Origin of the sequence: Arcobacter sp. AHV-9/2010, from assembly GCF_004116575.1 — a bacterium.
In the GTDB taxonomy this organism is placed as follows: domain Bacteria; phylum Campylobacterota; class Campylobacteria; order Campylobacterales; family Arcobacteraceae; genus Aliarcobacter; species Aliarcobacter skirrowii.
The window spans coordinates 206,064-228,042 of record NZ_PDKH01000003.1; the positions used below are offsets into that span (position 1 = coordinate 206,064).

Annotated in this window: 20 protein-coding genes; 6 read left to right on the plus strand and 14 right to left on the minus strand. The window is 29.0% G+C overall.

Annotation, left to right across the window (positions count from 1 at the left end; genetic code table 11):
* Positions 1-40: 40 nt before the first annotated feature.
* The 4 genes from rpsR to holA all read right to left on the minus strand — a co-directional run bounded on the left by rpsR (position 41) and on the right by holA (position 2,286).
* Positions 41-307 carry a 30S ribosomal protein S18 gene (gene rpsR, locus CRU94_RS06615; RefSeq protein WP_066161867.1) on the minus strand — a complete coding sequence of 89 codons (267 nt, stop codon included), beginning with the start codon at positions 305-307 and terminating at the stop codon, positions 41-43.
* A gap of 14 nt (positions 308-321) precedes the next feature.
* Positions 322-837 (minus strand): single-stranded DNA-binding protein, encoded by a 516-nt coding sequence (ssb, locus tag CRU94_RS06620; protein ID WP_129105994.1) that lies wholly within the window; start codon positions 835-837, stop codon positions 322-324.
* 21 nt (positions 838-858) lie between these two features.
* Positions 859-1,215, minus strand: a complete 357-nt coding sequence (gene rpsF, locus CRU94_RS06625) for a 30S ribosomal protein S6 (protein ID WP_129105995.1) — start codon at positions 1,213-1,215, stop codon at positions 859-861.
* Between the two features lie 84 nt (positions 1,216-1,299).
* Positions 1,300-2,286 carry a DNA polymerase III subunit delta gene (gene holA / locus CRU94_RS06630; RefSeq protein WP_129105996.1) on the minus strand — a complete coding sequence of 329 codons (987 nt, stop codon included), beginning with the start codon at positions 2,284-2,286 and terminating at the stop codon, positions 1,300-1,302.
* Between the two features lie 66 nt (positions 2,287-2,352).
* On the opposite strand from holA, the gene fliW reads away from it, so the two are divergent.
* Positions 2,353-2,727, plus strand: coding sequence for a flagellar assembly protein FliW (fliW, locus tag CRU94_RS06635; protein ID WP_129105997.1), 375 nt, complete (start codon positions 2,353-2,355; stop codon positions 2,725-2,727).
* Here the strand turns inward: fliW and CRU94_RS06640 are convergent.
* Entirely contained in the window at positions 2,722-4,569 is a 1,848-nt protein-coding gene (locus tag CRU94_RS06640; RefSeq protein WP_129105998.1) for an RNB domain-containing ribonuclease, read from the minus strand. The genes fliW and CRU94_RS06640 overlap by 6 nt on opposite strands.
* Before the next feature lie 89 nt (positions 4,570-4,658).
* Between CRU94_RS06640 and ilvC the strand changes: the two genes are divergently transcribed.
* From ilvC to CRU94_RS06655, 3 genes are read left to right on the plus strand one after another with little or no spacing between them, the layout of a single operon-like run.
* Entirely contained in the window at positions 4,659-5,681 is a 1,023-nt protein-coding gene (gene ilvC / locus CRU94_RS06645; protein ID WP_066351408.1) for a ketol-acid reductoisomerase, read from the plus strand.
* Positions 5,682-5,720: 39 nt separating this feature from the next.
* A complete protein-coding gene (locus tag CRU94_RS06650) occupies positions 5,721-6,833 on the plus strand; it encodes a divergent polysaccharide deacetylase family protein (RefSeq protein WP_129105999.1) in 1,113 nt (370 codons plus the stop codon).
* 39 nt (positions 6,834-6,872) lie between these two features.
* Positions 6,873-7,658 (plus strand): DNA-processing protein DprA, encoded by a 786-nt coding sequence (locus CRU94_RS06655; RefSeq protein ID WP_129106000.1) that lies wholly within the window; start codon positions 6,873-6,875, stop codon positions 7,656-7,658.
* A gap of 25 nt (positions 7,659-7,683) precedes the next feature.
* Here CRU94_RS06655 and purF read toward each other — a convergent pair whose 3' ends face one another.
* From purF to trxA, 4 genes are all read right to left on the minus strand, one after another.
* Positions 7,684-9,030: an amidophosphoribosyltransferase gene (gene purF / locus CRU94_RS06660; RefSeq protein WP_129106001.1), complete on the minus strand. Its 1,347-nt coding sequence runs from the start codon at positions 9,028-9,030 to the stop codon at positions 7,684-7,686.
* Positions 9,031-9,042: 12 nt separating this feature from the next.
* Complete coding sequence (gene dapB, locus CRU94_RS06665; RefSeq protein WP_129106002.1) at positions 9,043-9,816, minus strand: 4-hydroxy-tetrahydrodipicolinate reductase; 774 nt, start codon at positions 9,814-9,816, stop codon at positions 9,043-9,045.
* Between the two features lie 4 nt (positions 9,817-9,820).
* Positions 9,821-10,750, minus strand: a complete 930-nt coding sequence (trxB, locus tag CRU94_RS06670; protein WP_129106003.1) for a thioredoxin-disulfide reductase — start codon at positions 10,748-10,750, stop codon at positions 9,821-9,823.
* A 135-nt stretch (positions 10,751-10,885) separates the two neighbouring features.
* Positions 10,886-11,203, minus strand: a complete 318-nt coding sequence (gene trxA / locus CRU94_RS06675; protein ID WP_066351435.1) for a thioredoxin — start codon at positions 11,201-11,203, stop codon at positions 10,886-10,888.
* 199 nt (positions 11,204-11,402) lie between these two features.
* Here trxA and alaS point away from each other — a divergent pair, with 199 nt between their 5' ends.
* Both alaS and CRU94_RS06685 read left to right on the plus strand, forming a co-directional pair.
* A complete protein-coding gene (gene alaS, locus CRU94_RS06680; RefSeq protein WP_129106004.1) occupies positions 11,403-13,958 on the plus strand; it encodes an alanine--tRNA ligase in 2,556 nt (851 codons plus the stop codon).
* Positions 13,959-13,979: 21 nt separating this feature from the next.
* Positions 13,980-14,450, plus strand: coding sequence for a hypothetical protein (locus CRU94_RS06685; protein ID WP_129106005.1), 471 nt, complete (start codon positions 13,980-13,982; stop codon positions 14,448-14,450).
* A 36-nt stretch (positions 14,451-14,486) separates the two neighbouring features.
* Here the strand turns inward: CRU94_RS06685 and CRU94_RS06690 are convergent, their stop codons facing one another.
* The 5 genes from CRU94_RS06690 to ilvD all read right to left on the minus strand — a co-directional run bounded on the left by CRU94_RS06690 (position 14,487) and on the right by ilvD (position 21,840).
* The gene (locus tag CRU94_RS06690; protein WP_129106006.1) at positions 14,487-16,604 is read right to left on the minus strand and encodes a TonB-dependent receptor domain-containing protein; all 2,118 of its coding nucleotides are present in this window, start codon (positions 16,602-16,604) and stop codon (positions 14,487-14,489) included.
* Positions 16,605-16,736: 132 nt separating this feature from the next.
* A complete protein-coding gene (locus CRU94_RS06695; RefSeq protein WP_129106007.1) occupies positions 16,737-17,954 on the minus strand; it encodes an ArsS family sensor histidine kinase in 1,218 nt (405 codons plus the stop codon).
* Positions 17,951-18,628 (minus strand): response regulator transcription factor, encoded by a 678-nt coding sequence (locus CRU94_RS06700; protein ID WP_258237424.1) that lies wholly within the window; start codon positions 18,626-18,628, stop codon positions 17,951-17,953. Before CRU94_RS06700 ends, CRU94_RS06695 begins: the two co-directional genes overlap by 4 nt.
* Positions 18,629-18,640: 12 nt before the next feature.
* Positions 18,641-20,059 (minus strand): Do family serine endopeptidase, encoded by a 1,419-nt coding sequence (locus tag CRU94_RS06705; protein WP_129106009.1) that lies wholly within the window; start codon positions 20,057-20,059, stop codon positions 18,641-18,643.
* 92 nt (positions 20,060-20,151) lie between these two features.
* Positions 20,152-21,840 (minus strand): dihydroxy-acid dehydratase, encoded by a 1,689-nt coding sequence (gene ilvD, locus CRU94_RS06710; protein WP_129106010.1) that lies wholly within the window; start codon positions 21,838-21,840, stop codon positions 20,152-20,154.
* Positions 21,841-21,979: the final 139 nt, after the last annotated feature.

The window sequence follows — 21,979 nt, forward strand, 5'->3', positions numbered from 1 at the left end:
GTTTTACAAACGAAACAAAAGTTTCGTTTGTAGTCATTTATTATAAAAATGATTTTGAGTAAGCTGTATCTGTAAGATTTTGAGTATCAACAACATAAGGAACAAGTGCCATGTGTCTTGCTCTTTTAATTGCTTTCTCTACCATCTCTTGAGCATTTTTTGAGTTTCCTGTAAGTCTTCTAGGCATAATTTTACCTCTTTCACTCATAGAAATTTTTAAAAGCTCGATGTTTTTATAATCAATAAAATCAACTTTCATCTCTGTATATTTACAAGATTTTTTTCCATATTTTCTTTTTTCTGACATATTATCTCCTTTTTCTAAAACGGTATTTCGTCATCAATATCAATTTCAGGAATATTTGAAGCCTTATTTGGCTTCATAGCTCCACCACCATAGTTATCATAAGAAGGTTGTTCATAATCTTTAGGCGCTTGTGCACCATAGTTGTTTTGGTTTGAATTACCATAAGATTGAGACTGGTTATTGTATCCAGAGCCTTCACTTGATCCTTTACTATCTAGCATCTTCATCTCATCAACTCTTAAAGTGTGTCTATTTTTAGTAGAACCATCTTGAGCTGTCCAAGATTCATAAACTAGTCTTCCTTCAAGTAAAACTTTTGAACCTTTTCTTAAGTACTGATTAGCAACTTCTGCAATTCTGCCAAAAATATTAAACTCCAAAAAGCAAACTTCCTCTTTTTGACTTCCATCTTGTGCTTTATATTTGTATGAAGTTGCAATAGAACTTCTAGCAACTGCTGCACCACTTGGAAGATATTTAAGCTCAATATCTCTTGTAAGATTTCCTACCATTATTACTTTATTGTACATAAAAGGCTCCTTGTTTTAAGATTATTTTGCTGCTTTTTTAAGAGCGTCATCGCTCATTTTTGTCCAAGAAGCAATCTCTTTTTTACTCTCATATTTAATAAAAATAAATCTTACTAAGTTTTCATTATTTTTATAATTTCTCTCGATTTCTGCAATTGAAGCAGCTGGAGCTTTAAAATAGATTACATAGTAGTAACCTCTTTTTTGTTTAGCTATTTCATAAGCCAACTCTTTAATACCAATATTATCTGTAGAAACAATTTCTGCACCATTTTTTTCAAATAGAGCTTTGATTCCTTCAAGCTGCGCTACAATCTCTTCTTCAGTTAATGTAGGCTTTAAAATAAACATTGTTTCATAATGTTTTAATTTAGACATTCGTTCTCCTTTTAGATTCTGCCGATTTTCTTTACACTTCCTAGACCTATCAGCAAGGATTATTTTTTTGTAAAGTGTGAGATTTTATCTAAATAAAGCTGTAAATTTTCTTATACTTGCTTGTAAAAACAGAGATGGATTTGGAATTTTTTTAGAACTTTTTAAATCAAGTTCTAAATTTAATAAAAAATTATATATTTTTAAGAATTTTTTTGGATTTGTGTTTATTGCAAGTCTTGCTTTTTTTTCCCAAATATCTTTTGGAGGATTAAATCCTAATATCTCAATAGCATTTGGCGCTCCAAAACTTCTAGCGTAAGAGCTTATTAAAAAAAGTTGATGAACAAATTGAGTAATTTGATTTACAATAAAAACACTATCCATTCCCTCTTCTAAAAGCAAATCTAAATCAGAAGTTACATCTTTGAAGCTTAAAAGTTCATGTAAAAAATTATCAAAGTTTACAACTCCAAGCCCAAAACAGTGAATATCAACATCTTTTGAAGTTATTTTATCATCTAATATTTTCAATTTACTCAAATCATTTACACAAAGATTTAAATCTCCTTTATGCATAAAAAATAGATGATTTAATGCACTTTTTTCAAAATCAAGTCCAATAATTTTTGCTTCATTCTCTAAATATGTTATTGCTTCACTATCTTTTAAAGGAAAAAATCGAACAAAAGCTGAATTGGTTTTAGCATTAAAACTACTCTCCATAGATTTAAAATCAGCATCATCTCCAAAACATGCAACTATTAATGTGCTATCTTGATTTGTACTTGCAGCTAAAACTAATGCATCTAGCTCTTTTTTAGGAATTTTCTTTGCTATTTTTAGTAAGAGTATATTTGATGATGAGAAAAGTGATGATTGAAGAAGTCTATTTTGAATATATTTAAAGTTATATTCATCATAATATATTTTTTCAATATCCTCATTTTTTGCAACTATTTTTGCAATAATAGACGAATAAAACTCCACCATAAATGTAGATTGTCCATAAAACATATATGAGCTAAATTTTTTGCCACTTTTTAAATATTTATCAAATTCACTTTTATACATAAATAAAATAGTATCCTAAGTTTACTTTCAATATAATTTTTTCTATTCTAACAAAAGGAGTCATGAATGTATAAAATTGTTTTACCAATTTTAGGATTTGAGAATAACGAAAAACTGGATATAGAAAAAATTGATGAACATTTTTCTTATTTAAAACTTGAAGATGGTTCAAAAATTTCTATTGTAAACATCAATATATTAAGTAGAGTATCTTTTGATTTTGAAATTGATCAAGCATCTTTAGATAAACTAAAGATAAAAACAAAAGATGATTTTTCTACATATTTTGTTTTAGTATCACAAAATCCAGTTGAACACTCAATCATAAACCTTGTTGCTCCTATTTTTGTAAATGAAAAAGAGAGACTTGTTGGTCAATATATTACAAGTGAAAAAGTTGAACCCTATTTAGCATCTTTAAATAAGTGTATTAATTTATAATATTTTAGCAACTATTATTTTAGTTGCTAAATCGCTTGAAACTATTTTTACTTTATGTTTTGAAAAAAGTTTTTGACCTTTATAATTTTCTAAAACTACTTTTAATCCAATTATCTTATCATAACAAACAGCTCTTGCTTTTTCTATATCAACTATTTTTACTTTAATTTCACTATCAATATTATCTTGTGCCCATCTTGCATATTTTCTATCTTCAAAATCCCAAACAAGCTTGTCTATCTTTCTCTCTTGATCTGATATATGAGTACAAATATCGTCTATATCTTTTGGTAATTTTTTAGTTTTTAAAATACGATGAAGAACTAAATCTGAGTATCTTCTAATAGGACTTGTAAAGTGAGAGTATGATTTAAATCCTAAACCAAAGTGACCTAAATTTTTTGAACTATATTTTGCTTGAGTAAGACTTTGAATAATAAGCTCATCAACCTCATCTCTAAGTAGTGCTCTACTAGCCTCTTCTTGAATATGCGTAATAGTTTTGTGAACATTTTCTTGAAGTTTTACTTTTACACCTAAAATATTTACATCATCAACTAAATTTGATAAAGCTTTAAAATTTGGCTCTTCATGAATTCTAAATATTCCTAAATTTCCAACTTTTTTACTAGCTTCAATATTTGCTAATAACATACACTCCTCTATTAATTGATGAGATGGTGTAGAGTTTTCAACTTCAATTGAATCTAATAAAGAGTTCTTTAATTTTAATCTATTCTCAACAGTTCTAAAGTCATAACCTATTTTTAATCTATCTGCTCTAAACTTTTTTGTAATTTTATATAAAGGTAGTAGATAATCAAAAATCTCTTTTTCTAAACTATTATATTGATCAAATTTACCTTCTAAAACTCTATCAATTCGTCCATATGAGAAGTTTCTATGATTTTTAATTATTGCTGTAAAAAGTTCGCTCTTTTCAACTCTTAACTTTTTTAAATCTAATTTCAATTTAAAAACATAGGCATATCTATCTTCGCCCTCTTTAAGTGAACATAGATTTTCACTCAACATTGCTGGTAACATTGGTAAAGTTCTACTTGGTAGATATATAGTAGATGATTTTTTTAAAGCTAAATTATCTAAAGCACTACCCTCTTTTACAAAATATGAAACATCTGCAATTGCTACAAAAAGTGTGCTATTTTTCTCATCAAAATATATAGCATCATCATGATCTTTTGCACTATTTGGATCTATTGTACAAAATGGTAATTCCCTTAAATCAACTCTTTGTTCTATATCTTCAATAAAATCATCAGCTTCAACTATTTGTTTATCTCTATAAAGCTCTTCATATAGATACAAAGAGATAAACTCATCTATTTTTGCATCACTTAAATTTCCAATAAACTCAATCTCTTCAAACTCTTTATTATCTACTATTAAAACATCACTCTCTTTATATTTTGAAGCTTTAGCACTATTTAAAAAGATATTCTCTTTTAAAGTAATAAATGTTTTATCTTTTACATAGACTAAAATTTCTGCTTTTTTACCATCTAATACTTTTTCAATTTTTGCTTTTATTTTACTTCTTGGATTAAATATACGCTTTGCTAATACTAAATCATTGTTAAATGCTCCATTTAAACTATCTAACTCCAATTTTATATTTTTTATAGGATTAGTTAAATCCTCTAATATTGCAAAATTCTTCTCTATTTTTAAGATTCCAATCTTATATTTAGAGTTTATCTCATATCTATTATCATTTTTTATAACTATTTTATCTTTTATATATTTTTCTAAAATCTCTAATTCACTATTTTTAAACTCAAAAATCTCTTTCTCTATTTTTATAAATATCTCTTTTAACAACTCAAATCCTTTTTTAATTCTATCATTATATTATATTTAGTTAAGGTTTTGTATAATCTTACAAAATTTTCAAAAATAGAGGACTAGAAATGGCAGTAAATGTATTTTACGACAAAGATTGTAATATTGAGTTAATAAAATCAAAAAAAGTTGCGATGATTGGATTTGGATCACAAGGTCATGCACACGCTGAAAACTTAAGAGATAGCGGTGTTGAAGTTGTTGTTGGATTAAGAGAGGGTGGATCTTCTTGGAATAAAGCTGTTGCTAAAGGTTTTAAAGTATTAACAGTTGCTGAAGCTACAAAAATTGCTGATGTTGTAATGATTTTATTACCAGATGAGAGTCAATCTGAGATTTACGAAAAAGAGATTAAACCAAATTTAAAAGCTGGTGCTTACCTAGCATTTGGACACGGATTTAACATTCACTATAAAAGAATTATCCCATCTGCAAACATGAATATTATGATGATTGCACCAAAAGCTCCTGGACATACAGTTAGAAGTGAGTTTGTTAAAGGTGGAGGAATTCCAGATTTAATCGCAGTTCACCAAGATGCATCTGGTGATACAAAACAAGTTGCTCTTGCATACGCTAGTGCAATTGGTGGAGGAAGAACTGGAATTATTGAAACTACTTTCAAAGATGAGACTGAAACTGACCTATTTGGAGAGCAAGCTGTTCTTTGTGGTGGAGCAACTGCACTTGTTCAAGCTGGATTTGAAGTATTAACAGAAGCTGGTTATGAGCCAGAAATGGCATACTTTGAGTGTTTACATGAGTTAAAACTAATTGTTGACTTAATGTATGAGGGTGGAATTGCTGATATGAGATACTCTATTTCAAATACAGCTGAATATGGAGATTATGTAAGTGGACCTAGAGTTATTAATGATGAGTCTAAAAAAGCTATGAGACAAATTCTTAAAGAGATTCAAAATGGAGTATTTGCTAAAGATTTCATTCTTGAAGGACAAGCTGGATACCCAAGAATGAATGCTGAAAGAGCAAATACAAGAGCATCTTTACTTGAGCAAACAGGTGTAAAACTTAGAAATATGATGCCATGGATTGCTTCTAAAAAAATCGTAAATCAAGAGACAAACTAATTATTTTAAGAGGTTCTCCTCTTAAAATAAAGCTTTATAATGAATAAAAATAATCAAAAACCAAAAAAAAATACAACTAAAAAAAGAACTAAAACAGCTAGAAAGAGTGCTGTAGTTAAAAGAAATGTAACTCGAAAAGTATTAGCTAGAAACTTTTTAGTAGCTCTTTTTTTAATTGTAACTTTACTATCCTTTTCATATTTCTTATTAAATAAAAGTCTTGAAAAACCATTAGTTATTGATATTCCAAAAGTATTTCAAGATAAAAAAGAGTATTCAAATGACGAGGTTATGAATGAGATTTTAGAGACAAAAGGTTTAAAAGATGATGTTTTACTTTTTGAAAAATCTTTACAGATACAAGAACAAAAAGAGCAAACTTTATATGAAGAGCCTATAATTGAAACACAAGAAGAGATATTAGAAAAAAAGCATATCAAAACAAGTGATGATAAAACTATAGTTACAAAAAAAGATAAATTTATTCCAAATAAAAACAGTAAAGCTAAAATTGTAATTGTAATAGATGATGTTGTAAGTCAAACTCATATAAATAAGATTTTAGATATTGGTTATCCAATAACTATGTCATTTCTGCCACCAACACCAATACATATAAACTCTGCAAAAATTGCATCAAAATTAGATTTTTATATGATACATTTCCCACTTCAAGCTTCAAGCGCATTTAAAAGTGTAGAAGTGAAGACATTAAATATTGATGATACTTATAAAAAAATTGAATCTAGAGTAAAAGAGTTAAGAAAACTATTTCCAAATGCAATTTATACAAATAACCATACAGGTTCTGTTTTTACAGAAAACTATGAAGCTATGGATAGGCTCTTTCGTGCATTAAAAAAATATAATTTTATATTTGTTGATAGCAAAACTTCACCAAACTCTGTTGCAAAAGAGTTAAGTGTAAAATATAAAATGCCATATATTGTAAGAGATACATTTTTGGATAATGAAAGAGATTTTACCAAAATTCAAAATCAACTAAAAGAGGCGATAAAAATAGCAAAAAAACAAGGATTTGCTGTTGCTATTGGGCACCCTTATGATGTTACTTTTAAGGTATTAAAAGAATCAAAATATCTATTTGAAGATGTTGAACCAATTTTTTTAGATCAACTTCCATATTTATAAAATTTTAGTTAAACTTTAAAAAAATTTTAGGAAGTAACTATGATAAATTTAGTTAATTTTAAAATAGATGAATTAAACTTGATGAGAAAATATCCACAAGAGCTATATTACATTGGAAATTTAGAGCTTTTGAAAAAAAGAAAAATTTCAATTGTAGGCACTAGAAGACCAAACTCTTATACAAAAGAGTTTACACATAAACTCTCTTCAAAATTATCACAAAATAATATTTGTATTGTTAGTGGAGCTGCTATGGGAGTTGATAGCATTGCTCATAGTGCAGCTGGTTCAAACAACACTATTGCAGTTGTTGCAAATGGTTTGGATATAAGATATCCTAGTGTAAACAGAAATCAAATTGTAGATATTGAAAAAAATGGTCTTATTCTTTCTAGTTTTAAAGAGGGTGAAAAAGCTAGAAATTATACATTTGTTTTAAGAAATGAGATTGTTGTATCTTTAGGTGAGAAATTAATTGTAACAGAGGCTGATTTAAATAGTGGAAGTATGACTTCTGTAGAGTTTGCACTAAAACAGAAAAAAGATATTTATGTATTGGCACATAGAATAAATGATAGTCTAGGAACAAATAACTTATTAAAAAAAGGTTTAGCAAAGCCTATTTATGACATTGATGAGTTTATTGAAGATTTTGTCGGTATTGGATTATTAAATGAAAATTTAAATAGTATAGATGAAGTTTTAGAGTATTGTAAAACATCTCCTAGATATGATGATGCTATTTTAAAATATTCAAATAAGATTTTAGAGTATGAGTTAGAGGGTAAAATTTATATAAAAGATGGGAAGGTTTTTTGTAGTTAGTAAAAAAGAGCAAAAAGCCCTTTTTTTATGCTTTTACGAAATAGTCTCCATCAAAGCTCTCTAGTGCATAGTGTCTATCAGCTCCAATAGCCTCAACTAAATCTTCAATTGATAAATACTCTAAGCTATCAGCCTCTATATATTTACAAATCTCATCTTTAGTCATTCTTGTAGAGATTAACTCCTCTTTTGTTGGAGTATCTATTCCATAAAAGCATGGGAACTTAATCTCAGGACTTGCCACTCTAAAATGAACCTCTTTAGCACCTGCCTCTTTTAGCATTTTTACTATTCTTTTTGAAGTTGTTCCTCTTACAATTGAATCATCAATTACAAGCAAAGATTTCCCAGCAATAATTGAACTCATAGGGCTTAGTTTCATTTTAACCTTGCTATTTCTCATCTCTTGAGTTGGTTCAATAAAAGTTCTTCCCACATAGTGATTTCTAATAATTCCATATTTAAATGGTATTCCACTTTGTGCTGCATAACCCAAAGCTGCTGGAACTCCACTATCTGGAACTGGAACAACCATATCATATTTTATTTTGCTATTTGCATCATTTTTTGCTAATGCTTTACCCATATTCTCTCTTGTTGTATATACATTTTTACCATCAATTACGCTATCAGGTCTTGCAAAATATACATACTCAAATGCACATGGTCTAAATTCAGGTTCAAAAAGTTGAATTGATTCTATATCAGACTCTTCGCTAAATATTAACATCTCACCTGGTCTTACATCTCTTATAAACTCAGCATCCAATAAATCAAAAGCGCAAGTCTCGCTTGCAACTATATATCCACCACTTTTTAATTTTCCTAAAGACAGAGGTCTAATTCCATATCTATCTCTTATTACAAACTGTTTGCTTCTACTTTGAACTATAAAACAGTATGCTCCAATTGTTCTATTTAAAGCTTCAATAATTCTATCTTTTAGATGATCTTTTGTATTTTTTGCTATTAGATGAATAAGATTTTCAGTATCCATTCCTGTTTGAAATATTGCACCCTTATCAATTAAATCTTGCCTAACTTCATCTTTATTTATAAGATTTCCATTGTGAACAATTGATATTTGACCCAATTTATATTTTGCATAAACAGGCTGTGCATCCAAAACAGAATCACTTCCAGCTGTTGCATATCTATTGTGACCAATTGCCATATTACCTTTTAAATATGCTAAAGCTTCATCATTAAATACTTCAGAAACCAAACCTCTATCTTTTTTTGTATATATCTTTCCATTACAAGATGATGAAATACCTGTTGCCTCTTGACCACGATGTTGCATTGCAAAAAGAGCCATTGAGGCTAATCTTGCAGCATTATCATTTCCATAAATTCCTACTATCGCACACATTTATTATCCTTTTTATAAACCTAAAGCATCATTTATAGAGTAAAGATTTACATCTTTATTCACAAGCCATTTTGCAACTTTTAATGCACCTTTTGAAAAAGTATTTCTAGCTGTTGCTGTATGATTTAACTCTAAAAACTCTCCATCATTATAAAAACCAACCGTGTGTCTTCCAACAATATCTCCACCTCTTATAGCCATAACTGCTATTTCATCTTTAGTTCTAGCTCCAATTTGTCCATCACGCCCTGAAATTCTAACTTCATCTAAATTTAAATCTCTAGCATTTGCTGCATATTCACCTAGAGTAAGGGCTGTTCCTGATGGTGAATCAATCTTATTTCTATGGTGTTGTTCAACTATTTCTATATCGAAATCTCTTAAAGTTTTCGATGCAAGAGCTACAAGTTTATTTAAAACAGCAACTCCTAAACTCATATTTGTAGCATATAAAATAGGTACTAGCTTACTAGCTTCAAGAAGTAAGTTTTGCTGGTGTTTATTTAATCCAGTTGTTGCAATTACAAGAGGTTTTCTTTTTTTACCTTCTACAACAGCGTTTAATAACTCTTCAGTTGCAATTGGTATTGAAAAATCTATTATTACATCACTCTCATCAAACAATACATTTATATCATTTGTTACAACTGTATCTTCTGGTAAAATCTTATCAATCTTACTAAAAACATGAACACAAGCTAATTTTGCCTCTTTATCATTTTTTAAATCATCGATTAATAAACTTCCAACTCTTCCTGAACTTCCCAAAATACCTATTTTAACCATATATTTATCCTAAATATTCAATTATATCAACAGCTGCAGTTGCACCATCTGCTGCTGCACAAACAACTTGTTTTGCTGCATCAATTCTTATATCTCCAGCTGCCCAAAGACCTTTTAAACTAGTTCTCATTTTTAAATCTACCACAACTTCACCATTTTGGCTCATTTCACATAAAAATGATCCATCAGCTTGTTTTAAAGGTGCATTTAAAACATTTCTTCCAACAAATACAAAAACACCTGGAGTTGGTAAATCTCTAATTTCACCTGTAACATTTGATTTTACTTTTAATCCTAAAACTCCACTCATATCTCCATAAACTTCTTCAACGCTTACATTTGTAACTTCTTCAATATTTTCAGCATTTTTAACATGAGCTATTGTGCTAGGAGCTGCTCTATATGTATCTCTTCTGTGTACTAAATAGACTTTTTTACACATTTTTGATAAGAAGTAAGCCTCTTCTAAAGCTGAATCTCCACCACCAATTACTGCAACCTCTTTTCCTTTGTAAAAAAATCCATCACAAGTAGCACAAGTTGAAATTCCTCTTCCAAAAAACTCATCTTCGCCTTTAAATCCAGCTCGTCTTGGAACTGAACCAGTTGCAAATAAAACCGCTCTTGCTTCAAACTCTTTTTTATCTGAAGTTGTAATTTTAAAGATATCTCCAATTTTTGTTACATTTGAAACTTCTGCCATTTCATGTTTTAATCCAAACTTTTGGCACTGTTCTGGCCAAGTTGCCATTAAATCCATACCTGTCATAACAGAGCCTTGTCCTGGATAGTTTTCAATTTCAGATGAACCTGTAATTTGTCCTCCAGGCATTCCCATTTCAAACATAACTACATCTTTTAATCCACCTCTTGTTGCATATAATCCTGCTGTAAGTCCAGCTGGTCCACCACCAATAATTGCTAAATCTAACATGATAACTCCTTTGTTATTTAATTTAATGGAAAAATTTTATCATTTAATATTTTATATACATCTTAAATGATTTGAATTAAAAAAAGGAAGATGTAAAACACCTTCCTTTCTCTTTATCAAATATATAATTAAATATTATAATAAAGAGTTAATTTTATCAGTAAATGCTTGTTTTGAAGATGCACCAATTAATTGGTCAACAACTTTTCCATCTTTCATAAATATAATTGTAGGAATAGATCTAACACCGTATTTTACAGCTAAATCTTGTTCTTCATCTGTATTTACTTTACAGATATTTGCTTTTCCATCAAAATCTCCTGCTAATTCATCAATAACTGGAGCAATCATTCTACAAGGTCCACACCAAGGTGCCCAAAAATCTACCATAGATACACCTTTACTTGTTACTTCATCAAAATTTGCTGCTGTTAATTCTATATATTTTGCCATTTTTTATCCTTTTTATTAATTTTTAATTTCATTCATAAGTTAAAATTATATTCCTATAACTAAAACATAAGATTATAACCTTAAAAAACTTAAATTTTGTTTTATATTCTAAGCTTTTTAATAATTTTTCTATTTTACTAATAGAAGCTAAATCAAAATTTAGATATATTTGCACTTATTTAAATATATGGAAAAATTAATGGATATAAGAAAAGAGTATTTAGAGTTTTTTAAAAGTAAAGGTCACGAAGTTGTATCTTCAATGCCACTGGTTCCAGATGATCCAACGCTTATGTTTACAAATGCTGGAATGGTACAATTTAAAGATATTTTTACTGGAAGTGTTCCAGCTCCACAAAACAAAAAAGCAACATCTTGTCAGCTTTGCGTAAGAGCTGGTGGAAAACACAATGACCTTGAAAATGTAGGTTATACAGCGCGTCATCATACACTTTTTGAAATGCTTGGGAACTTCTCATTTGGGGATTATTTTAAAGAAGAAGCAATTGCTTATGCATGGGAGTTTGTAACAGTAAATTTAAATCTTCCAATAGAGAAACTTTGGGTTACAGTTCACGAAAGCGATGATGAAGCTTTTGAGATTTGGTCTAAACATATAGATCCAAATAGAATTATGAGATTTGGAGATAAAGATAATTTCTGGTCAATGGGAGATACAGGTGCTTGTGGTCCTTGTAGTGAAATTTTCTATGATCAAGGTGAAGAGCATTTTAATAGCCCTGAAGATAAGATGGGTGGAGATGGCGATAGATTTTTAGAGATTTGGAATCTTGTATTTATGCAATATGAGAGAACAAAAGATGGAGAACTACTTCCACTTCCAAAACCATCTATTGATACAGGAATGGGTTTAGAGAGAGTTATTGCAATTAAAGAGGGTGTATTTAATAACTTTGACTCTTCAAACTTCAAACCAATTATTGAGACTTTAGAAAAAGTTGCAAATAAAAAAGCAACTAAAGAGAATATTGGATCTTATAGGGTTATTGCAGATCACTTAAGAGCAACTTCATTTATGTTATCTCAAGGAATTTTATTTGGAAATGAAGGAAGACCTTATGTTTTAAGAAGAATTTTAAGACGCGCAGTTAGGCATGGATATTTAATAGGTCTTAGAAAACCATTTATGGGAAAACTTGTTGATACTTTAGTTGATATCATGGGTGGACACTATATTGAGCTAAGAGAGAATTCAAATTATATTAAAGAGCAGTTAACTTTAGAAGAAGAGAGATTTTTCAAAACTATTGATGCAGGAATTACACTATTTAATGATGAGTTAGCAAATACAAAAGATATTTTTAGTGGAGAGGTTGCATTTAAACTATATGATACTTATGGTTTCCCACTTGATTTAACGCAAGATATGCTAAAAGAGAAGAAATTAAAAGTTGATTTAGAAAAATTTGATGAACTTATGTCTAATCAAAAAGCTATGGCAAAAGCTGCTTGGAAAGGTAGTGGGGATAGTGCAAATGAGGGTGATTTTAAAGATTTAATTGAAAAATATGGACAAAATGAGTTTGTAGGATATACAAATACAACATTTAACTCAAAAATCATAGCTTTATTAGATGAAAATTTTAAAGAGGTAAATAGTTTAGAGAATCAACTCGGTTGGGTACTTTTAGATAAAACTCCATTTTATGCAACAAGTGGTGGGCAAAATGGAGATATTGGAGCAATAGAGTTTGAAGGTAAAAATGCAATGGTTTTAGAAACTTCAAAATTCCATAATCTAAACCTATCAAAAGTTGATGTTAAAGATGCAAAACTAGTTCAAAACCAAAATATTGAAGCAGTTGTTATAAATAGACACGAAGTTGCAAAACATCACAGTGCTACTCACTTGCTTCAAGCTGCTTTAAAAATAGTTTTAACAGATAGCGTTTCTCAAGCTGGTTCATTTAATGACTCATCAAAACTAAGATTTGACTTTACATACCCAAAAGCTATGACAAGTGAGCAGATAAATGAGGTTGAAGATTTAGTAAACTCTATGATTACAAGAGCATTAGAAGGAAAAGTTGAAGAGCTTCCACTTGAAGAAGCAAAGAAAAAAGGTGCAATTGCTATGTTTGGTGAAAAATATGGTGATGTTGTGAGAGTTGTAAGCTTTGGGGAGGATGTTTCTATTGAGTTTTGTGGAGGAACTCATGTAAAAAATACATCTGAAATTGGAAGCTTTTATATAGTAAAAGAGCAAGGTGTTAGTGCAGGGATACGAAGAATTGAAGCTGTTGTTGGAGCTAGTGCATTTAGATACACAAAAGAGCAGATAAACAGACTAAATGAGCTTCAAGCTGAGATTAAATCAAACGATTTAATAGCTGGTGTAAAAAAACTAAAAAATGAGATAAAAGAGCTTAAAAATGAGCTTAAAAACTCACAAAATCAAGCATCTACAACTTTAAAAGAAGAGTTGATTGGTGATGTAAAACTAATAGTTAGCATAGTTGAAAATGGTGATTTGAAAAAAATTGTTGATGATAGTAAAAATGCAAATGAGAAATTAGCAATCTTACTACTTCAAACAAAAGATGATAAGGTAACAATAGTTGCTGGAAGTAAAAATACATCTATTAAAGCTGGTGATTGGATAAAAGAGATTGCAACAATCCTTGGTGGAAATGGTGGTGGAAGAGCTGATTTTGCTACTGCTGGTGGAAAAGATGTTAGTAAAGTTGAAGAGGCTAAACAAAGAGCTATCTCTTGGGCAAAATCTAAATTATAAAAATAGAGTAAAAGGAGATTTATGATTGAATTTTTTGGGAAATATCCATCTTTAATACTCTTTTTACATCTTATTTCTGTTGCTATTTGGATTGGTGGAATGATAGTAATGAGATTTGCTGTTCACTACTCTATCCTAAAAATTGATGAAGCAAAAGTAAGGTTAGAGAGAACCTTAGAGAACTTAAAAAAGTTTTTTTATATGGTTATTGCTTCAATTGTACTTATATATTTTAGTGCTATTGTTATGCATATCTCTTTTGATTTAAAAGCAAATGGTTTTGCTATAACTAAAGAGATTATACTTCTAGCAATGACTCTAATTTTTATATTTATTTTTATTAAAAGAGAAAAAGCAGAAAAATATTTTAAAAAAAATGAGTTTGTTTTAACTAAAAAAACTTTAGAACCTATTTCAAAATATCTAATACCTATTAATATCTTTTTAGGTTTAATTGAGATTTATTTAGGGATTGTTTTAAGAGGATTTTAAAAGACTCAAGAAAAATCTTCTTGAGTCTTTTAGGTTTTAGAATGTGTAGTTCATTGATACCCACAATCTTCTATCTTCAATGTTAGGCTCATCTGCTACATATTTTGTAACTCCACCATCTTGATAAGAGCTTCTTTCATAAAAATCTTTATTAAATAGATTATAGATAGTTGCACTAAAAGTTAAATTTTTAGTAGCTTCATAATTTCCACCTAAACTAAATAAACTATATGCTTTTTTATCTCCTAATTGATCATAAATATTTTTTTCAGAAGGAGTTAAATTATCATATGATTTTGTGTATCTTTTTCTTTCACCTTTGTATTCACCTTTTAACCATACATTTAATTTGTTGGTTGCTTTCCAATTTAATTTTGCATTAACTGCATGCTCAGGAGTATTAACAAATGCTCCACCTTTATCAGAACCCTCTTTTTTCTCTGTTTTCATATATGTATAATTAGCACTTAAATCTATATAATCATTAAATGGAATTTTTGTTCCAAATTCTAAACCTTTTGTTTCAGCCTCTCCAATATTACTATTTTTAGCATATATTCCATTTGGAATTGTTGGATGCCCTGTTACATTAACATTACCATCTTGTTCAATTTTATCTTCGTATAGATTATAAAAAATTGTTGTATTTACAGAAAAGCCACTATCTGAAGTATAATATATACCTGTTTCATAATTTGTAGATTTTTCAGGTTTTAACTCAGGATTACCTATTGTCAAAGTAGCACCTTGAGCAGTTGCTCCATTTATTCCATCATGTAATTGTTGAACTTGTGGTGCTTTAAATCCTCTTGATACTCCACCTTTTATTGTCCAATTATCATTTGCAGTATATACTGCATAAGCTCTAGGGCTAAAATTACCACCAAATTTATCATGATGATCATATCTTCCCCCTAAAGTTAAAATAAAAGAATCTGTTATAGATATTTCATCTTCCAAAAACAAAGCCCACATATCCTGCTTAAATTTCTCTTCTACTAAACCATCATTAAATTCTGAATTCCAAAGTTGACCACCAATAGTTATAATATTTTTATCTAAAATATCAGTAACAAATTTTGTATCAAAAACTGTATCTATATTTTCTAACTCTCTTTTATTTCCTCCTATAATTGTTGGCATTCCACTATAAGCAACACCTAAGTTACCTGGAATTAATCTTCCTAATTTTTCTGTTTCAGTTCTCATAATACTTGATTCTAAAGTACCTATATCAAATCTTGAGCTATGTCCTATAGTAATTTGATTTCGTTCAAATCTAAGCTCTTTATCATAACCAGAAGATTTAGCTGCTGCATTAAGAGTTCCTAATTGAGCTTTATCATTGTTATATTTTTGTTTAGATGTAAAAGCATCAATAAAAATGTCATGATATTCTGTAGGTGTATATGTCAATTTACTTCCAAAAGACCAATTTATTCCTTCAACAGGCGAATTTCCTCTTTTACTTACATCATCTCCATCATCATATTTTATATTTGATGCACTTCTATCGTAATAACTTCCTCTTAGAGCTAATCCTAATTTATCTTTTATTAATGGGCCACTTAAATATCCATTTGTTGTATAGCTATTTCCAAAATCAGAATTTCCCTGAAATGTTCTATCAACACTGAAAGAACCAGTCCACTCATTTGATACTTTTTTTGTAATAATATTTACAACTCCTCCCATAGCATCACTTCCATAAAGTGTACTCATAGGTCCACGAATCACTTCTATTCTTTCAATGGCAGATAGTGGCGGTAAAAAATTATTATTAGTTTCGCCAAAACCATTTGGAGTATTATTACCTGATGAATTTTGTCTTCTTCCATCTATAAGTATTAAAGTATTAGCAGAACCCATTCCCCTAATACTGATGTTTAAACCACCAGTTTTTCCTACTGAAGTTCTATCAACATCTACACCTTCTACATCTTCTATAGCTTCAGCCAAATTAGAATATTTTTTTTGCTTTAAATCTTCCTGAGTAAGAACTGAAATAGATGCTGGTGCATCTATTATTTTTTGTTCATATCCACTTGCCGTTGTTACAACTTGCACAGAGTCAAGTTTTGTTGTCTCATTTGCATTTAAAGCAACACCACCAAAAATTAAAGTAGCGACACTTAGAGCTAATTTTATTCGCATATTTATTCCTTTTAATTCTAATTATATTTGAGATAATTATTAATAATCGTTATTAATTATTAATAAAAGATAAGTGGAATAATATTGTGAAAAACTTAAAATAAGTTGAAATTGATAGTAATTATTAAAAATTTATATGATTATTATAAAATAGTTGTAAGAATCTTTATGAAGATACTCTAATTTAAATTTATGCAAGTTTATAATTGTTTTTACAATATAAAGCCCCAATCCAAATCCACTACTTCTCTTCTCTTCTTGATAGAAAGCATCTGTATAAAATGATAAATCATTTTTCAAAGCATCCCCTTTTGAAATAATTTTTATTGAATTTGAATCTGCTTCAACTATAACTTTTTTATCCGTACTAAATTTAATAGCATTATCAATTAAATTTTTAAGAGCAATTGATATCATATATATATCGACTTCAAACTCAAAATCCTCTATTTTTTTATCAATTTTATCTTGATTTATCATTAAAAGCTCAATTGATTTTTCAAAAACTGTATTAAAATTTATTCTCTCTTTATATAGCATTGTATTTTTTGAAGTTAATTTTTCAACAGTTGCTAACTCTTTTATAATATCATCCATTCTTCTAAAAGCTTTTTGAAGACTCTCTTTAGTTTTATCATCTTCTAAAGTTTCAGCAATAAACATAGCTTTTGTAATAGGAGTTTTAAGCTCATGCATCATATTTCGCATAAACAGATCTTTTGATTTTGATTGATTATTTATTATATTTATTGCTTCATTAAAGTTTTTTGCAATAGTTCCAACCTCATCACGACTCTTATACTCTAATTTAATATCTTTATTTCCATTTGAAAACTCTATAATTTTTCTATTTAACTCTTTTAAAGGTCTTAGTTTTCTATTTATAATCTCATAAAGAAGTAAAAAAATAGCAATTGAGAGTATCAAACCAGCAACTATAAAAGCAACATTGTAATTGTACTGTTTGGAGTCTTTTATCATCACATTGTAACCATACTGTTGCACATATATATAGTACATATTATCAAATTTATAGACTCTATAAGTTCCTGAATAGTTCTTATTGATTGTTAACTCTTGAGCATTATTAATAATTTCAAGTTTTCTCTCAACACTATTTATTGGTTTTACATTTAATTTTTTATATAGCTCATCTAACTTTGAAGCAGTTGGGTGATCTTGAAAAAGAATCAAAAAGTTTTCAGCTATTAGCTCATATCTATTTTGTAAATTTAAATCGTGTCTTTGTTTGTCATATCTTATAAATATTGCAAAAGTTATAAAAATTCCAAAAAAAGCAAATGCAAATATTATATTTACAAATGTAGAGATAGAGATATTTCTTATCATATTAGTTGATAACCAATACCTCTAACAGATTTAATATATTGTTGAGAATCATCAATTTTTGATATCTTTGTTCTAATTCTTGAGATAATTACATCTATATTTTTTAAAGATGAATCATCTTCTATATTATCACTTGTATATATAAAATCTTCTCTTGAAACAACACCTTTATTTCTTTGAATAAGCAGTTTTAAAATATCATATTCTGCCAATGTTAATGAGAGAGAGATACCTTTAAATTTGATTTGCATATCTTTCTCTCTCAACTCAAAAGGTGAATCATTTTTATCTTTTTTTATAGTTGCTTGAGCATCAACTCTTTTTAAAATAGTTTTAATTCTTGCTTGAAGTTCTCTTGGATTATAAGGTTTTGGCAAATAATCATCAGCACCTCTTTCTAATCCCATAACCTTATCCAAAATATCATCTCTAGCTGAACTTATAATAATTGGAATTTGAGATTTTTCTCTAATTTTTGGAATAAGCTCCAAACCATCAATTTCAGGTAGTGTTAAATCCAAAATTATAAGCTGGAAATCTTTATTTATATCAAGCATAGATAGTCCAATATATGGACTATCTGTGTTTGTAACATCTATATCAAACGATTTTAAATAATCTGTGATGATTTGAGCTAACTCTAAATCATCTTCTATCATAAGTACTTTTATTATGTGTTATCCTTTTTATTGAGTTACAAGCATTAAAGTTTGACCATATCTATTTACATAAACTCTTTTATAATCATTTTTATACTTTTTTAAAGCTATTTGAATATTTTCAAAATTTTTAATTTCAATATCCTCTATTTGAATTATAATATCTCCAGCTAAAAATCCAACTTTCTCAGCTTTTGATTTTGGTTCAACTTCAGTTATTAGCATTCCATTTATATCTGAAGATAATCTATATTTTTTTATCATATCAGCATTTATTGTGCTAACTTTTAATCCATCTAATATTTTCCTATCGCTTGAAGATACACCTTCAATTGTTGATCTATCGCCTAATACAACCTCTATTTTTAAATCTTTTCTATCTCTTTCTACTCCAAATACAACTTTCTCATTTGGTTTAAAAGATGCTATTACATTTTGTAAGGTTGTTCTATCTTTTATAACTTTATCATCTATTGAGTATATTAAATCTCCTCTTTTTAGACCATATTGAGCAGCTGGTGTATCTGCTGAAATATCTAAAATAATAGCACCCTCTTTTCTTTTATAAACTTGCTGAGCATCCTTATCTAAATCAGCAATCATAACTCCAAGATATCCTCTTACTACTTTACCATCAGTTACAAGTTTTGTTACAACATCTCTTACCATATCAACAGGAATTGCAAAACCTATTCCATCATTTCCACCACTTTTTGATAATATTGCTGTATTAATTCCTATTAAAGCACCTCTACTATCAACTAAAGCTCCTCCACTATTCCCAGGATTTATAGATGCATCTGTTTGAATATAGTTTTCATATTTATTAATTCCTACTTTGTTTTTATTTAAAGCAGATATTATTCCCATTGTAACAGTTGTTCCAACTCCAAAAGGATCGCCTATTGCAAAAGTTACATCACCAACCAATAAAGAGCTTGAATCACCAAGTTTTATTGGTGTTAAACTCTTTTTTGTATCAATTTTAATAACTGCAATATCACTATCTTTATCTCTTCCTATTAAAGTTGCACTATATTCAATTGGATCATTAGCAATAGTTACAGATATCTCTTCTGCATTTTCAATTACATGATTATTTGTAATAATATAACCATCTTTTGTAACAATTACACCCGAACCTAAAGATCTTTGTACTTGATTTTGTTTAAATTGATTTGAAAAATCATCTCCAAAAAATTTCCTAAAAAATGGATCATCAAGCATCTGAAATGGAACATTAACAGCTGCATTTACACTTCTTTTTGTAGATATATTAACTACTGAATTTAAAGAAGAGTTTATACTGCTATTAAAAGATAAAATCTCGCTTTGTGAATTTGGTGCTACTCTATTTGGATTTTTATCCATCTCTTCAAACTCTATGTTTTTTGATAATAGTAGAGTTGACAAAACCAAAGAAACAACAACTATCTTCTTAATCATTTTAATCCTTATTTGATAAATTATTAGAAAATTATAGTGCTACTATGTAAACTGTTTTCCAATAAATAATTAACATATAGTTAATTATTTTGTTATAAATCTGTTCTTAAAACAGCTCCACTACTTGCATTTGTTACTAAAGCTCTATATTGCCCCAACCATGACGATTTAATTGGTTTTTTTAAAGGTATAAATTCAGCTTTTCTTTTCGCAATCTCTTCGTCGCTTAATTCAACTTCTAAAATATATTTATCAACATCAATATTTATAATATCTCCATCTTTTAATAATCCAATCATTCCACCCTCAGCAGCTTCTGGACTAACATGTCCAATAGAAGCTCCTCTTGTAGCACCACTAAATCTTCCATCAGTAATAAGCGCAACCTTATCTCCAAGTCCCATTCCCATAATAAGGCTAGTTGGTGCTAGCATCTCTTGCATACCTGGTCCTCCTTTTGGACCTTCATATCTAATTACTACAACATCACCAGCTTTTACCTTTCCTTCAACTATTCCTTTAATAGCTTCAGCTTGTCCATCAAAACAAACAGCTTTTCCTTTTAAAGCTCTAGCTCCTGTAATTCCAGCTGTTTTAATAACAGCACCTTGTTGAGCCAGATTTCCATAAAGAATAGCCAATCCACCAACTTGTGAATAAGGATTATCAATAGTGTGAATTATATTTGTATCTTTTATATCTGCATCCTTAATTCTTTCTAGTATTGTTTCACCTGTAATTGTAAGGTTATCTAATAAAATATCATCTCCTCTTTTGCTCATCTCTTTCATAACAGCATTTACACCACCAGCTTTATTTATATCTTCCATATGAACAGTGCTTAAAGATGGAGAGATTTTTGCAATATGTGAAACTCTTTTTGAAATAGCATTTATATCTTTTAATTCAAAATCAACACCTGCTTCTTTTGCAATTGCAAGCATGTGTAAAACAGTGTTTGAGCTTCCACCCATTGCCATATCAACAGCAAAAGCATTTCTTACAGCTTTTTCGTTTAAAATATTTTTTAATCTAAATTTTTCAATATTTGCTTTATCAAGAGCAATTTCACAAACTCTTCTTGCTGCTTTTTTGTATAACTCTTCTCTCTCTTTTGTAAGTGCTAAGATTGTTCCATTTCCAGGTAGTGCAATTCCCATGGCTTCCATTAAAGTATTCATAGAGTTTGCAGTAAACATCCCCGAACAGCTTCCTCCATCTGGACATGCATTACACTCAATATCTTTTAGCTCCTCTTCACTAATCTCTCCAGCTTCAAACTTTCCAACAGCTTCAAATGCAGTTGCCAAATCTATTGGTGTTCCATCTTTTGTATAACCTTTTTGCATAGCTCCACCACTTACAAAAACAGTTGGAACATTTACTCTTAAAGCTCCCATTATCATTCCAGGTACTATTTTATCGCAGTTTGGAATAGCAATCATGGCATCTAGTTTATGTGCATTCATCACAGTTTCTATTGAGTTTGCAATTAACTCACGACTAGGAAGAGAAAATAACATTCCATCATGTCCCATAGCAATTCCATCATCAACACCAATTGTATTAAACTCAAAAGGTACACAACCATTTGCTCTTATCTCATCTTTTATAATCTTTGAAACCTTATCTAAAAAAAAGTGCCCTGGAATAATCTCAATAAATGAGTTTGCAACTCCAATAAATGGTTTATTAAAATCTTCATCTTTTAATCCAGTTGCTCTTAATAAAGATCTATGTGGAGTTCTATTATGACCCTTTTTTATCTCATCACTTCTCATAACTATCCTTTTGTGAATTATTTTAAAAATTTAATAGATTATACATATATTACTTTTCATATTTTATTAAATAAAAAATATTTTAAATTTTTTTTAAAAACTCTTGACAAATAAAAAAAAAGCTACTATAATTCCAGTC

Bases quoted from the DNA above. Each gene is read 5' to 3' on its own strand.
- rpsR (WP_066161867.1), bottom strand. From the start codon at position 307: ATGTCAGAAAAAAGAAAATATGGAAAAAAATCTTGTAAATATACAGAG.
- ssb (WP_129105994.1), bottom strand. From the start codon at position 837: ATGTACAATAAAGTAATAATGGTAGGAAATCTTACAAGAGATATTGAG.
- rpsF (WP_129105995.1), bottom strand. From the start codon at position 1,215: ATGTCTAAATTAAAACATTATGAAACAATGTTTATTTTAAAGCCTACA.
- holA (WP_129105996.1), bottom strand. From the start codon at position 2,286: ATGTATAAAAGTGAATTTGATAAATATTTAAAAAGTGGCAAAAAATTT.
- fliW (WP_129105997.1), top strand. From the start codon at position 2,353: ATGTATAAAATTGTTTTACCAATTTTAGGATTTGAGAATAACGAAAAA.
- ilvC (WP_066351408.1), top strand. From the start codon at position 4,659: ATGGCAGTAAATGTATTTTACGACAAAGATTGTAATATTGAGTTAATA.
- CRU94_RS06650 (WP_129105999.1), top strand. From the start codon at position 5,721: ATGAATAAAAATAATCAAAAACCAAAAAAAAATACAACTAAAAAAAGA.
- CRU94_RS06655 (WP_129106000.1), top strand. From the start codon at position 6,873: ATGATAAATTTAGTTAATTTTAAAATAGATGAATTAAACTTGATGAGA.
- purF (WP_129106001.1), bottom strand. From the start codon at position 9,030: ATGTGTGCGATAGTAGGAATTTATGGAAATGATAATGCTGCAAGATTA.
- dapB (WP_129106002.1), bottom strand. From the start codon at position 9,816: ATGGTTAAAATAGGTATTTTGGGAAGTTCAGGAAGAGTTGGAAGTTTA.
- trxB (WP_129106003.1), bottom strand. From the start codon at position 10,750: ATGTTAGATTTAGCAATTATTGGTGGTGGACCAGCTGGACTTACAGCA.
- trxA (WP_066351435.1), bottom strand. From the start codon at position 11,203: ATGGCAAAATATATAGAATTAACAGCAGCAAATTTTGATGAAGTAACA.
- alaS (WP_129106004.1), top strand. From the start codon at position 11,403: ATGGATATAAGAAAAGAGTATTTAGAGTTTTTTAAAAGTAAAGGTCAC.
- CRU94_RS06685 (WP_129106005.1), top strand. From the start codon at position 13,980: ATGATTGAATTTTTTGGGAAATATCCATCTTTAATACTCTTTTTACAT.
- CRU94_RS06690 (WP_129106006.1), bottom strand. From the start codon at position 16,604: ATGCGAATAAAATTAGCTCTAAGTGTCGCTACTTTAATTTTTGGTGGT.
- CRU94_RS06695 (WP_129106007.1), bottom strand. From the start codon at position 17,954: ATGATAAGAAATATCTCTATCTCTACATTTGTAAATATAATATTTGCA.
- CRU94_RS06705 (WP_129106009.1), bottom strand. From the start codon at position 20,059: ATGATTAAGAAGATAGTTGTTGTTTCTTTGGTTTTGTCAACTCTACTA.
- ilvD (WP_129106010.1), bottom strand. From the start codon at position 21,840: ATGAGAAGTGATGAGATAAAAAAGGGTCATAATAGAACTCCACATAGA.